Source organism: Microbacterium sp. ABRD28, from assembly GCF_003850245.1.
Lineage (GTDB): Bacteria > Actinomycetota > Actinomycetes > Actinomycetales > Microbacteriaceae > Microbacterium.
The window spans coordinates 628663-641417 of the sequence record NZ_CP031015.1 but is presented as its reverse complement, the minus strand read 5'-3'; the positions used below and the strand labels follow the sequence as shown (position 1 = coordinate 641417).

12 protein-coding genes and 1 pseudogene are annotated in these 12755 nt (G+C 68.7%); 5 read left to right on the top strand and 8 right to left on the bottom strand.

Translation table 11 applies throughout. The annotated features are described in order from the left end of the window. Positions 1-99: 99 nt before the first annotated feature. Both DT073_RS03250 and DT073_RS03245 read left to right on the top strand, forming a co-directional pair. Positions 100-285, top strand: a complete 186-nt coding sequence (locus DT073_RS03250) for a hypothetical protein (protein WP_124292089.1) — start codon at positions 100-102, stop codon at positions 283-285. Between the two features lie 17 nt (positions 286-302). Then, on the top strand, positions 303-1010 hold the full coding sequence (locus tag DT073_RS03245) for a hypothetical protein (protein ID WP_124292088.1): 708 nt from the start codon (positions 303-305) through the stop codon (positions 1008-1010). Between the two features lie 112 nt (positions 1011-1122). Here the strand turns inward: DT073_RS03245 and DT073_RS03240 are convergent, their stop codons facing one another. From DT073_RS03240 to DT073_RS03230, 3 genes are all read right to left on the bottom strand, one after another. Then, positions 1123-2376 carry a hypothetical protein gene (locus tag DT073_RS03240; protein ID WP_124292087.1) on the bottom strand — a complete coding sequence of 418 codons (1254 nt, stop codon included), beginning with the start codon at positions 2374-2376 and terminating at the stop codon, positions 1123-1125. A gap of 1080 nt (positions 2377-3456) precedes the next feature. Continuing rightward, positions 3457-3921, bottom strand: coding sequence for a hypothetical protein (locus DT073_RS03235; RefSeq protein ID WP_124292086.1), 465 nt, complete (start codon positions 3919-3921; stop codon positions 3457-3459). A 117-nt stretch (positions 3922-4038) separates the two neighbouring features. Beyond that, positions 4039-4641 (bottom strand): class I SAM-dependent methyltransferase, encoded by a 603-nt coding sequence (locus tag DT073_RS03230; RefSeq protein WP_240638712.1) that lies wholly within the window; start codon positions 4639-4641, stop codon positions 4039-4041. 94 nt (positions 4642-4735) lie between these two features. Here DT073_RS03230 and DT073_RS03225 point away from each other — a divergent pair, with 94 nt between their 5' ends. Beyond that, positions 4736-5137 carry a hypothetical protein gene (locus tag DT073_RS03225; protein ID WP_240638711.1) on the top strand — a complete coding sequence of 134 codons (402 nt, stop codon included), beginning with the start codon at positions 4736-4738 and terminating at the stop codon, positions 5135-5137. 277 nt (positions 5138-5414) lie between these two features. Here the strand turns inward: DT073_RS03225 and DT073_RS03220 are convergent, their stop codons facing one another. From DT073_RS03220 to allB, 5 genes and pseudogenes are all read right to left on the bottom strand, one after another. Continuing rightward, on the bottom strand, positions 5415-6677 hold the full coding sequence (locus tag DT073_RS03220) for an allantoate amidohydrolase (protein WP_240638710.1): 1263 nt from the start codon (positions 6675-6677) through the stop codon (positions 5415-5417). Next, positions 6659-7912, bottom strand: a complete 1254-nt coding sequence (locus tag DT073_RS03215) for a pyridoxal-phosphate-dependent aminotransferase family protein (protein ID WP_124292085.1) — start codon at positions 7910-7912, stop codon at positions 6659-6661. The genes DT073_RS03220 and DT073_RS03215 overlap by 19 nt, the downstream gene beginning before the upstream one ends. 44 nt (positions 7913-7956) lie before the next feature. Continuing rightward, positions 7957-9243, bottom strand: a complete 1287-nt coding sequence (locus DT073_RS03210; RefSeq protein WP_276310453.1) for an amidase family protein — start codon at positions 9241-9243, stop codon at positions 7957-7959. Beyond that, positions 9232-10308: pseudogene (locus DT073_RS16025) on the bottom strand (acetamidase/formamidase family protein); the annotation flags it as partial. The pseudogene DT073_RS16025 and the gene DT073_RS03210, both read right to left, overlap by 12 nt. Before the next feature lie 35 nt (positions 10309-10343). Beyond that, a complete protein-coding gene (gene allB / locus DT073_RS03205) occupies positions 10344-11720 on the bottom strand; it encodes an allantoinase AllB (RefSeq protein WP_124292084.1) in 1377 nt (458 codons plus the stop codon). Between the two features lie 135 nt (positions 11721-11855). Here allB and uraD point away from each other — a divergent pair, with 135 nt between their 5' ends. Continuing rightward, positions 11856-12407 (top strand): 2-oxo-4-hydroxy-4-carboxy-5-ureidoimidazoline decarboxylase, encoded by a 552-nt coding sequence (gene uraD / locus DT073_RS03200; RefSeq protein ID WP_240638709.1) that lies wholly within the window; start codon positions 11856-11858, stop codon positions 12405-12407. A 4-nt stretch (positions 12408-12411) separates the two neighbouring features. After that, complete coding sequence (gene uraH / locus DT073_RS03195) at positions 12412-12747, top strand: hydroxyisourate hydrolase (protein WP_124292083.1); 336 nt, start codon at positions 12412-12414, stop codon at positions 12745-12747. Positions 12748-12755: the final 8 nt, after the last annotated feature.

Below are 12755 nucleotides of genomic sequence, written 5' to 3'. Positions count from 1 at the left end.
GTTGTCGCCAAACGCATCCGGACCCGACGAGTCGTCGCCGCTGAGGCGATGTCTGACCTCGGTGGTCTACTGTGAGTTCCGAGAGCGCTGGAGGTTGCCATGGCACCCGTGATTGACGTGACCCGTGAGGAGCTGCTCGCTCGTCGCGCTGACATTCTGCATCGCATCGAGCTCAGCGAAGAGGAGTTCGAGGCTGTCCGCGCGACACGCAGCCTCTCGAGCGAGGAATGGGAAGCCAAGGAGGAGCTCGAGGAGATATCTTTCCTCCTCGGTGCCGACAGCTGACCGCTCACGAGACGCCATTGGACGACCTGGATCAGCGCGCGGCCGCATTCGCGCAGGAGGTTCAGGACACGCTCGCTGGAGTACTCCCCGGCACCTTCCAGATCGTGTCGATCTCGCACGGGGGTCGATATGTGGTTCGACCAGCTGGTGACGAGCCAGCAAAGCAGCACATCCCGATGTATGTCGACGGTCAAAAGCTCGCGACTCTCGGAGTACAGAACTACCTCGGGCTCGACAGCTCGGGCAGGTTCCTGAAGACCTGGCGGTCAAAGATCGCCGTTCACTCGACACTCGATCGAACGCCCCTCGTCAGGCAGGAGTTCGATGCAGAGATTTCGGAGAGCGCGCCGCTCGCTCATTGGCATATTCACGCCGATCGGGGATCGCTCTCGCACTTGCTCGGCCGAGCGCACGCGGTTCGCGGCGACGTAGTTCGAAAACCGCACGACATGTCATCGCTTCACTTCCCGGTGGGCGGAGAGCGTTTCCGACCCTGTCTAGAGGATGTGCTCGAGTTTCTTGTGCGTGAGTTCGGCATCGATAGCAAGCCGGGCTGGGAGGCGGCAATAAAGGCCGGTCGGGCGAGGTGGCGACGGATGCAGCTTCGGTCGACCGTGCGCGATTTGCAAGACGAGGCTGCCGAGGTACTCCGGCAATACGGCTGGACGGTCAATCCACCCTCGTTAGATCGGTCTGAGGGTAACGGGGTGCTCCACCGCTGGTAGCGCGGCATGGTCGCGCTCCTCAATAAGGGCAACGCGGATCCCTATCCGCGCGCGGCCCGAAAGCCTGACCGTCGAATGCAGCCGCGATCCACCAGCAAGCGGTGCAGCGTCCTCATCTGGAGCGCAGGGTCCGATCAAGCTGAGCCCGAATGAACTCGACGTAGGCAGGATCGAGATCCATGTCGCCTTTCGCAGCGAGCATCGTAGTGTCCCACGCGCGTCCCGACTTAGTTCCGGGGGTAAGGAGAACACCAACAGTCATGAGCTCGGTGAGACTGCTCACCGTGTAGTAGTCGTAATGCAGCAGCTCGAAACGTGCTCGGAACACCATGTGCGCAAGGTCATTCAACCTGGACGCCACCATGAAGACGATCGGGGACTCGAACTCGCCTGGCTCCACTGGAAGGTAGATTCGTGCAGAAGTGATCAGAGTTTCCTTCGACCAATGCTTCGCTTCCGACATGTATGACTGAAGCCGCTCGCCGAGCTCGGTTCGGGAAGCCACTGGAATGCTGTCAAGCCGTGAGAGCACGTCGATGCGCGTCAGCTCGTCGTCGGCGGGCGCCCGCGAGAGAGCGATGTCCTCTTGAATGATCCGCAACAGGAAGTGCGCCTTCGTTTCCAAAGATCCCGCTGGCTCAAGCGGCGCCTGAGGCACCGACACCGTGATCGAGGCGCTCGTGGCCCACTCTGGAGCGGCGGGCGGCTCAACCCCTAAGTCTGCGAGCGCCAGCTCGTGGTAACGCACGGGTTCGGTACCCAGCTCAATGTTCTCGCCGACGACACGGCGGAGGTAGCCCGCGACCGAACGGGCCGAACGTAGCTGGTCAAACAGAAACTCCCAGTCTCGCCGCAGCATTACGACCGCATTGTTGGGGAGGTCGGGAGGCGTGTACCCGGCCGGGACGTCATCATGGTCGATGACAACGACCGACACCCATGTGAGAGCCGCGCCGTCGATGTTTACCCTCCTGCGTCTGCGATTCTCCATGGCGATTGGTCTCGCCGTAAGGAAGCGAATCGAGCCCTCGCCCTGCTTCAAACCCTTGACAATGTTCTTCGTCAGCCAGTTCGATTCGCGTTCCGCAGTCCCGCCCGGCCGATGTCTGCTCTTCGACTGAATCATGACCGCGGTGCCGCTCGTAATGAGGATCCCGTCACCGACTTCCCGCACGCCGCTCCCACTAGTTTCGTGCGCTGGTTCAAAGATGAAGTCGGGCATACCCCACAACGCCGCCGCAAATCGGATTGCGCTTTCGGCGGCGATTCCGCGCTCGACGCCGTCCTGAAGAGGCACGGCAGGGGCGATGTTCCGCCGAACAACGCCGTCTTCGGTCTCGATGATCAGCGTTAGGTCCTCGCCCATCGTCACAGGCTACGGGCCGGCGCCCATGCGGCTCCGGACATATCCCGCCTCGCCAGCCACGTCGAGGATCCCTTTGTGGGCACTGAACGACAGCGTAGCCTTGGCGGGCGAGGGTAAGTCGTCGGCGATGCGGGGCCGAGCAGCATCCGAGCCCAAGGGCAGACCGCACCCTAGCGACTCAGCACCCGCCGAGTATCGGCGTGCCGGAGAGCGCTGGAGCCTTCGATTTCACCGCGCGCCACTTCCCTCGATAGCGGATCACGACCGTGGGCCGAAGTATTTGCTCTCACTCGTTCCTTTCGCCTGCGCTTCAAGGTTCAGCGCGCGGTGCGCAAGCGGACAGGAATCTCGTTCCCGCGACGCGCATTTCGGCGGCCGACGTCGACCCCGCTCTTCAGGCGGGTGGGTCTGGGGGCTCTACTCGGACGTCCAACTGCAGTCGTTCTATGCCGAAGCGTACGATCACGGCTGCGTCGCGTACGACGAAGCTGTCGCTTCACTGTTCAGCCGATTCGCATGGTCGATGGGCACTGGCGCGGACGGAGATTTCGGTGTCGTGGGCGATCTGTCGCACTGCTCAGGGACGTCTTTTGGTGCCCGCGCTCCGGGTATTGTCACGGCTCGAGTGCCACTGGAGCGGTTGAGAGAACTTGCAGCCGAGCGCAATGGCTACCTTTCCCAGAACGGACGAGCCCTGATGACGCTCTCCCCAGACGATTCCTCGAAGAGCTGGGTCGAGTCCATGATGCGCGAGACCTGGTCCGCAGGCAGCCGTCTGACCCCGTTCGCGCGTTATGGCGTGACGAATTCTGTCGCGGACTTTGTTACACCATCGCCGACCCGCGAGTCAGATCGCGGCACGGTGGCTCTTCAGAGATTTGAAGGCAGTTGGCATGGCGTCGGGCACGTTTCCTCAGCTGGATAACTGAATCGCGCAAGCACGTGTCTCGCGGAACATCGGCTAGTGGAACGAACCTTCGCCCCGGTTCAATACAGACGGGGGCGCGGATTTTGCCAATCTCTCCGCACGCAATGGGGTCCTCCACGCCCGAAAGCGGGGCGGAATTCGAACGGCGCACGTTACACACGCGCAGCGCGAAGAAGCCGGGCCACCTCTGGGGTCATCGAGTAGTGAACGCCATCCCAGTCCCAGACGTAGTGCCAAGTGCCGCCGTTGGGCGTCCGGTACATCGGTAGATCAGCACGGCGGATCGCCTTGCCTACCCCACCGAGGATGCCTGCGACGCCGGACTTGCCTTTGGGATGTTGCGTCATTTTCGCGAGCTCGTCGGGGCTGAGATAGACGGTCCCCTTCCGAGCCCCGTCGATGAGATGGCGCAATACGAAGTTTCCGGGCCCCGATATCTCGCTCATGAGCCTGGACGCAAGTGCACCCGCCTCGTCGGTCTGGACCCAGGCGGGGACCGTGCCCGACGGGAGGATTAGTGGGGCGGTGACGTCGGGTGTGTCAGCGATGAACTCGGCGAATCGGACATAGAACTCCTCCACGCGGTTCTCGCGGACATGGACAGTGATTGGGATCATGTGGTCAGCTCCAAGGTATCTTACAAGGTATGTTGATGACACCGTGCCGCACTATAAACACACATGTCAAGCTATCTTGTGAGGTGGCTTGGATCGTTTGAGAATCCTTGATGGGCACTAGTGCCGGCGCGCGATGATCGCAGCGTGCGGCTTCGGTGACGAGGCAGGTGATCCAGTTCGCGTGTGCGTTTCGAGGATCTCGAAACCCGCGTCGATGAGGCGGCCGTGTAGGGCTTCGGAGGGCCAGCGGAATGCCCTGACGACGGCATGATCGAATCCTTCGATCGTCCCTCCAAGGAAGCATCCGACCAGCAAGCTGCCGCCGCGGCGAAGGACTCGCGCGAACTCCGCCAACGGCCGGGAAATGTCGTCGGGATCGTGGTGGATGAGGGAGTACCACGCGAGCACTCCTCCGAACTCGGCGTTCGGGTACGGCATCGCGTCGATGTCGCCTACCTCGAACGGCGTCCCGGGATGAACCGTGCGGGCGTGATCGATGAAGGATGGGACCTGATCGATGCCGCGGGCGTCGACCCCTGCCGCTGCGAGATGCCCTGTCCAGTGGCCGGGCCCGCAGCCGGCGTCGAGCACGGTCCCGTCGCATTGGCTCGCCCAGGAGGTGATCAGATGCACGTCCGCGTGGTGCATCGCCGTCATCGAACCGAGTAGCTCGCTGTACTCGGCTGCTCTACGGGAGTATGCGCTCACCACGTCAGACACGGCTCGACACTATCCGGGCGGCGGTCCGCATTCGTCCCTACGCTGGTCCGCGAGCGCTCGGGTCTGGCAGGCGCGTACTGAGTAGGCTGCCCTCGTGAGTGCCGTCGCAGTGGTGAAGTCTGATCGCGGCTCACGTGGCACGCGGACGGGCTTTTGGATTCTGGCGTCGCTTGGCGTGATCGCGTCGGCTGTCGCGTGGGTCTGGTACGGATTCGCTCAGTTCGAAGCGCAGGCGGAACAGCCCAAGGCGCTATCCGCCGGCACGACAATGGCGGGTTTCGCGGAGGCCGTCGGGGGCGTGCCGCTCGTCCTTGCCCACCTGACCGGGCTCATTTTGCTGTCGGTACTGGGATGGTGGAGTTATGGCAAGCGCGGCATCGCCTTGGCGATCGTCGCGGTGATCGTCGCTTCCGGGGTGGGGATCGTCGTCGCTCAGATCCTCTGGGGTGGCGACTTGTTCGAACTTGGAATAAACAGCAGCACCTTCGTGCCCTAGCGGAGATCGCAACGGGGCGAATCCGGGTCTCGCCTCGCTCGGCCAGCGTCCGAAAGCCGGTCCTCGAACGGGCGCGGTGGCATCAGGTGTCTGCGCGTTTGCGGAGCATGCTGCCGCGCGGGTGAAGTCGCCGGGTGAGGGAACCTCGACGTCTAGGGCGTTGGCATACCGGGTGAGCCACCAGTCTGCGTATGACCCGCCCGCTGAAGTGCTCGACGATGGTGCCTCCTCCGCGACAGCCCATGGAGATTGGGATGAGTCGCTGACCGCGGGCCGATCAGGCTGCCGCGCGAGCACGCACGGCCGCGGTCAGCGCACGGATGCCGAGGTCGACGTCCGCCGCCGACACCGCCTCGTCGGGGTGATGGCTGATGCCGTCGGGGTTGCGGAGGAAGAGCATGCCGATCGCCGTCACCGCGGCGAAGGCCATCCCGTCGTGGCCCGCACGACTGAACAGGGTCGGCGCCTCGCCCGCGCGCGCCGGCGACACCGACTGGATCCCCTCGCCGACGACATTCTGCAGCAGCGGGTCGCAGAACACTGCCGATGCCTCGTGCACCTCCCGCGCCGACCACGTCAGGCCCCGGCGCGCCGTGACCGCGGCGACCTCGTCCTGGATCACCTTCCACACCCGGTCGCGGTCGCCGTCGAACTCGCCGCGGAGGTCGAGCGACAGGTGCGCGTCGCCCGGCACCACGTTGATCGCCCCGGGGTGGATCTGCAGCTCGCCGACCGTGCCGACGATGTGGTGCTCGGCGCGGCACACCCGCTCGACGGCGAGCGCGATCTCGGCCGCCCCGAGCAACGCGTCACGCCGCCGGTCGTAGGGAGTGCCGCCGGCATGCCGGGCCTCGCCGGCGATGTCGAGCCGAAACCGCCGCGCCGAGGCGATCGACGACACCACAGCGAGCGGCTCGTCGCCCTCGTCGAGCTCGGGTCCCTGCTCGATGTGCGCCTCGAGATATCCGACGAGGTCATCCGGAGCACGCGCGGCGTCGCCGATGCGCCCGGGGTCGAGACCGAAGTCGAGGAACGCTTCGCGCAGGGTCGCGCCCGCGGCATCCGTCAGCTCCCACCACCCCGGGTCCCACGCGCCCGCGGCCGCCGACGAGCCGAGCAGCGCGCGGCCGAAGCGCGTGCCCTCCTCATCCCAGAAGGCGACGACCTCGAGCGCGAAGGGGAGCGCCTTCGCGCGCAGCGCGCGCACCACCTCGATGGCCATGAGCACCCCGGCGATCCCGTCGTACCGGCCCGCGCCGGGCACGGTGTCGAGGTGCGAGCCGAGCACGAGCGCCGGCGCCTCCCCCGCCGCCGGCCCGGCCCGCCCGACGAGGTTGCCCGCGGCATCCTGTCTCGTGGTCATACCGGCTTCGCGCATCCACTCCGCCACCAGCCGATTCGCCCGCGCGTGCTCGGGCGAGAGGTACACCCGCTCGATGCCGCCCTCGGCACTGCTGATGCGGGCGAGCTCATCGCAGCGCGCCATCACGCGCTCTGCCGGCGTCATCACGCCCGCACGCGTCACGCGTGCGCGGTCCACACCGCATCCCCCGCACCGCGGAACACATCGGTCGCCGCTTCGACCCCGCCCCCGGCGGGCACGGCGACCCCGTGGCGTCGCAGCACCGCCTCGAGCGCGGCTAGGGTGGTGAGCACCGCGTCCTCGCGAGCGTTGTACCCCATCGTGCCGATCCGCCACACGCGTCCGTGGAGCGGCCCGAACGACGTGCCGATCTCGATGCCGAAGTCCTCGAGCAGGTCGCTCCGCACCGCATCGCCGACCACGCCCTCGGGGATCTCGACGGCGACCACGTTCGTCATCTTGTGCGCCACATCTCCGAACACGACGAGCCCGAGCCCCTGCACGCCGGCGAGCATCGCCGCGCCCGCGCGCTCGTGCCGCGCGAGCACGTTGTCGGCGCCCTCTTCGAGCAGCAGCCGCGCGCACTCGCGCGCGCCGTAGAGCATCGAGGTCGCCTCGGTGTGGTGATTGAGCCGCCGCGGGCCCCAGTAGTCGAGGATCATGCCGAGATCGAAGTAGTTCGAGCGAATGAAATCGGATGCCGCCTCGTCGCCCTCCTCGCGAATGCCGGCCTCGATGCGCTTCCGCGACCGGATGATCTCCACCGCGCGGTCGGACAGCGTCACCGGCGCCGACCCCGAGGGGCCGCCGAGGCACTTCTGCAGGCCTGCGGTCGCGGCATCCAGTCCCCACCCGTCGGCCTCGAACGGATTGCCGCCGAGCGACGCGGTGGCGTCGGTGTAGAACAGCACCCCGTGGCGGGCGCAGATCTCGCCGACCCCGGCGAGCGGCTGGTTCATCGTCGTGGAGGTGTCGCCCTGCACGAGCGCGAGCAGGGTGGGGCGCACCCGCACGACGGCCTCTTCGATCACGGCGTCGGGGAACACCTGCCCCCACTCGGTGCCGATCGTGTGCACCTCGGCGAGCGCGCGCTCGGCGATCTCGGCGAGCAGGTGCCCGAACCGACCGAAGATCGGCACGAGCACGCGGTCGCCTGGGCGGATGAGCGAGACGAGCACCGCTTCGATGCCCGCCCGCGACGTGCCGTCGACGAGCACCGTCGCCTCGTTGCGGGTGCGCCACACCTGCCGGTACAGCTCCTGCGTCTCGGCCATCGTCGCCGTCATGAAGGGGTCGTACTGTCCGACGAGCGGCGCCGACATCGCCGTCAGCACGCTGGGGTACGCCGAGATCGGGCCGGGGCCCATGAGCAGGCGCGGGGGCGGGGCGATGGGGCCGGGGAGGTGGGTCATGGCGCGTCCTGAGTCAGTGGGCGAGGGAGTCGTGGTCTGAGCGGTCATCCGCCCACCGCCTCGGCGAGGCGACGGGCGAGGCGGACGAGGGCGACGTCGGTGCCGGCGCGCGAGGTGACGCACACGCCGACAGGCGCCGGCGCCCCTCCCACGGCGGCCACCCGGAGGAGCGGCGCCGACAGCGACGGCAGGCCCGCCACAGCCGCGGGTGTCGTCATGCGCAGGGTCGCGGTGCGCGCCGCGTCGATGTCGGCACCGGCGGCCGTGCGCTGCGGCGCGGGCCCGGGCACCGTCGGCATGAGCAGCACCGCCTCGGTTGTGAGCGCCTGCAGGCGTGCGGCCAGGGGGGCGAGGGCGCGGCGGGCGTCATCCTCTTCTCCGGGGGTGATTCCGGATGCCACGCGGAAGCGCTCCGCGCCAGCCGGCCCGAGCGCGCCCGGATGCCTCTCGACCCACTCGCCGTGATTGCGCCATGCCTCGGCGCCCTGCACGGTGCGGAAGGGGACGAGGTAGTCGTCGAGGTCGCCGATCGAGACGGTCGCGACGTCTGCGGCATCCGTCCGCGACAGCCGCGCGAGCAGCTCCTCGAAGGCCGCACGGGTCTCGGGATCGGCGGCCGCGAGCACCTCGGACGGCACGACGAAGCGCCACGGCAGGTCGTCGTCGGAGGCGCCGAAGACGTTCTCGGTCGATGCCGACGAGTCGTAGCTCAGGCACCAGTCGGCCACCCGCTGCAGGGTGTCTCCGTCGCGCGCGAGCCACCCGACCGTGTCGAACGACTGCGCGAGGGGCACCAGGCCCTGCCGCGGGACGAGGCCGTGCGTGGTGCGGAGCCCCCACAGGCCCTGGTACGACGCGGGCACACGGATCGACCCGGCGGTGTCGGTGGCGAGGCCCACCTCAGCGTGGCCGAGGGCGACGGCGGCGGCGGGTCCGCTCGACGAGCCGCCGGGCAGTCCACCGGGAGCGGCGGGGTTCGGCGGGGTGCCGTAGTGGGCGTTGTCGCCGGCGATGCTGTACGCGAACTCGTCGGTGCGCGCGATGCCGCGGAGCGACGCTCCGCCCCGGAGAAGGTCGGCGACCGCGGGAGCGGTGGTCTTCTCGGGCCGGGCCTCGTCGAGGAAGGCGGGGTTGCCCGCACCGATCCGGTACCCCGCGATGGCGAAGAGGTCTTTCACCGCGACGGTGAGACCCACGAGCGGTCCCTCCCACGCACCCTGCCACAGCGGGTCGCCGACGGTGCGCCATACGGTGCGGTCGAAGGGGTCGGAAGCGGCGACCTCGCGCGACGCCGGGCCGGCGGCATCCGTCCGTCCTTCGAAATCCGACACCCGGATGCGGGCGTGCACGCCGCACACGATGTCGACCACCTGCGAGATGTCGAAATCGGTCGCAGCACTGAGGTACGCGTAGGCGAGGTGCTCGGTCATGCCGTACCGCGCCTCGATGAGGGTCAGCGCCGCGCGCACGCAGCGGCGCATCGCCTCGTTCAGGTCGGGGTCGAGACCCGTCGGCACGAGGTAGTCGGGCGTGCGCACGAGAGGGCCGCCCAGCTCGCCGAACTCGACCAGCGCCTGCGCGCGCGGGATCACGTCGAAGCGGAGCGTCGCGCGCAGCGACGCCTCGAGCGCCGTCAGCGCGACCTCGCCATCGCCCTGCGCGAAGTGCGGATCGCCGACGTAGGCGAGCGCGCCCTCGACCTGGACGGGGAGGTACAGCGCCGTCCCCTCGACGAGGAGGTTGATGTCGATGTTGCCGCCGTGCGATCCGGGCGGCACCGAGTGGGGGCGCTCGGGTCCGGTGACGGCGACCCCCATCGTGCCGAGGAACGGCGCGAGGGGGAACGACACCACCCGGTCGCCGCCGTCGACGATCGGCAGCAGACCCACCAGCCGGCCCGCGCGCTTCTCGACAGGCGTGAACACGCTGACGTGCCCGTCCCCGCGGGGGAGCTCGCCGATGAGCGCTCCCTTGCCGTGCCGGTTGGAGATCACGCCATACGGCACGCGCGGCGCGAGCTTCTCCACGGTGATGCGCAGCACGTCACCGGGGCTCGCGCCCTCGACGAAGACCGGTCCGGTCACCACGTGAGGACCGTCGGTCGCGGGGTCGCGTGAGAGCTGCGCGGCGATCGCGATCGCGTCGTCGAGCACGGCCTCGGGCGCGACGCCCTGGTCGGTGAAGTACCCCAGCGGGTCCTTGCCGTGATCTTCGAGGATGCCCTCGTGACTGACGGTGTCGATCGTCACCGACTCCCCCGAGCGGATGCGCAGCACCGGGGCATCCGTTTCGCACGGGAGGCGCCCCCACAGCACCGTCTCGGGCGTCGCGCGCAGGTAGTGGTCACCGGGGATCGCGCCGACGCCCGGCTGCAGGATCTCGGTCACCGCGAGCATGTCTTCATCCCACCGCACGCGCTCATCCCACACCATCAGGCGACCTCCCGCGACAGGAGGCGACCGCCGGGCGCCCCACGGAACTGCGGCGCCTCGCCCGGCCCTCCCTCGGTCACGTCGAACACCGACCGGCCGTGCAGCCATGTCCGTCGGATGCGGCCGCGCAACACACGGTTCTCGTACGCCGTGATGGGGTTCTTGTGCAGCAGCTCTGCGGCTCTGATCGGATACGGGTCGTCGGCGCCGAAGACGGTCAGGTGCGCCGGGGCGCCCGGCTCGATGACCCCGGCCGAGAGGCCGGCGACGCGCGCAGGCCCCGTCGTGAAGAGCGGCAGGAGGGTCTCCAACGGGATGCCGCGCCGGCGCGCCTCTGTCCACACCGCCGAGAGCCCGACCTGCAGACCCGAGATCCCGCCCCACGCGAGGCCGAAGTCGCCGCCACCGGTGCGCTTGAGGTCGAGCGTGGAGGGCGAGTGGTCGCTGACGATCGCGTCAATCGTGCCGTCGACGATCCCCTCCCACAGCCGGTCGCGGTTCGCGGCATCCCGGATCGGCGGGCAGCACTTGAACTCGGGCGACCCGGCGGGGATCTCCTCCGCCGCGATCGTGAGGTAGTGCGGGCAGGTCTCGACCGTGAGGGCGCCCCCCTCGGCCTTGGCTCGCCCGATCGCCGGGAGCGACCCGGCGTCGCTCAGGTGCAAGATGTGGGCGCGCGCTCCCGAGCGCCGGGCCTCGGCGATGACCGTCTCGATCGCCGACGCCTCGCTCACGGCGGGCCGCGAGGCGAGGAACGCGGTGTAGTCGCGGCCGAGCGCGCCGTCGGCGTGGAGGTGCGCGGGGTCTTCGGCGTGGACGATGAGCCGCGAGCCGAGTGCGGCGATCTCGTCCATCGCCGCGGCGAGCTGGGCACGGTCGAGGTGACCGAACTCGGGGACGCCCGAGGGAGAGAGGAAGCACTTGAACCCGTACACGCCCTCGTCGTGCAGCGGTTCGAGGGCACCGAGGTTCTCGGGCACCGCCCCACCCCAGAACCCGACGTCGATGTAGGCCGACGGCGCGGCCGCGGCCTGCTTCACGGCGAGCGCGGCCGCCGTGGTCGTGGGCGGGAGCGAATTCAGGGGCATGTCGACGATCGTCGTCACCCCGCCGGCCGCGGCGGCGAGGGTCGCCGAGCGGAATCCCTCCCACTCGGTGCGACCGGGTTCGTTGACGTGCACGTGCGAATCGACGAGGCCCGGCAGCAGCACCGCGTCATCCGGGACGATGTGGGCGCCACGCGCGGGTCCCGACGGATCGTCGACCCGGGTTATGACGCCGTCGACGTACTCGACGTCGGCGCGGCGGAAGCGGCCATTCACCCACGCGCGCGCGGCGCGGATGACACCGCTGCCGGCGCTTCGGGGGTCGGCCATCGGCGCTCCTTCGTCGGGTCCGCCGCGCGGCGGACGCCCCATCCTCCCCCCGTCGCGTTTCGTCGGTGTGAACGGCGGCGCGGCAACGCGATGTTTACACGAGGGAAACCGAAACGTGTCGGCGCGCTTCGTAGCGTGAGCCTCCAGCAGCACCCCCGCGGGAGGACCGTCATGCGCATCGGCGACTTCAACGCCCTCGACGAGGGCGACGCGCGCGATCTGGTGAGCCTGTGGGCGGCGATCCCGCGGTGGGTGACTGCGGTGCTCGCGGGGCGCCCATACCCTACACGCGAGGCGTTGGAAGAGACGGCAGCGGCCGAGGCCGCGACCTGGGACGCCGCCGATCTCGACCAGGCGCTGGCGCAGCATCCCCGGATCGGCGAGCGCCGCGAGGGCGACGACCCTTCCGCGACCGCGTCGCGCCGGGAGCAGGCCGCGATGACGGATGCCGCCTCCGACGTCGCCCAGCGGATCGCGGCCGGCAACACCCGGTACGAGGCCCGGTTCGGGCGCGTGTTCCTCATCCGGGCCCGCGGGCGCTCGGCCGACGAGATGCTCGCCGAGCTCGAGCGGCGCCTGGCGAACACCCCCGAGTCGGAGGTCGCCGAGGCAGCGGGCCAGCTGGCAGAGATCGCTCTGCTGCGGCTGCGCGAGAGCGTGTCGGCCGAGCGGGTGGCGTCAGGATGATGCCATGACCAGCCAGCTCACCACCCACGTCCTCGATGCCTCCACCGGCTTCCCCGCGAGCGGGGTCGCCGTCGTCCTGTCGAAGATGGGCGACGAACCGCGCATCGTGCAGATCGCGTCGGGCGAGACCGACCTCGACGGGCGTCTCAGCCTCGGGCCCGAGTTCCTCGACCACGGCACGCACGTGCTGAGCTTCGCCACCGGGGCGTACTACGCCGGTCTGGGCGTCGACACCTTCTACCCGTCGGTGACGGTCACGTTCCGCGTCACCGACGACACGCACCTGCACGTGCCGCTGCTGCTGAGCCCCTTCTCCTATTCCACCTACCGCGGGAGCTGAAACGTGAA

Coding starts and splice junctions, on each gene's coding strand:
- uraH (WP_124292083.1), top strand. CDS start 12,412: ATGACCAGCCAGCTCACCACCCACGTCCTCGATGCCTCCACCGGCTTC.
- DT073_RS03235 (WP_124292086.1), bottom strand. CDS start 3,921: ATGATCCCAATCACTGTCCATGTCCGCGAGAACCGCGTGGAGGAGTTC.
- allB (WP_124292084.1), bottom strand. CDS start 11,720: ATGGCCGACCCCCGAAGCGCCGGCAGCGGTGTCATCCGCGCCGCGCGC.
- DT073_RS03250 (WP_124292089.1), top strand. CDS start 100: ATGGCACCCGTGATTGACGTGACCCGTGAGGAGCTGCTCGCTCGTCGC.
- DT073_RS03215 (WP_124292085.1), bottom strand. CDS start 7,912: ATGACCCACCTCCCCGGCCCCATCGCCCCGCCCCCGCGCCTGCTCATG.
- DT073_RS03240 (WP_124292087.1), bottom strand. CDS start 2,376: ATGGGCGAGGACCTAACGCTGATCATCGAGACCGAAGACGGCGTTGTT.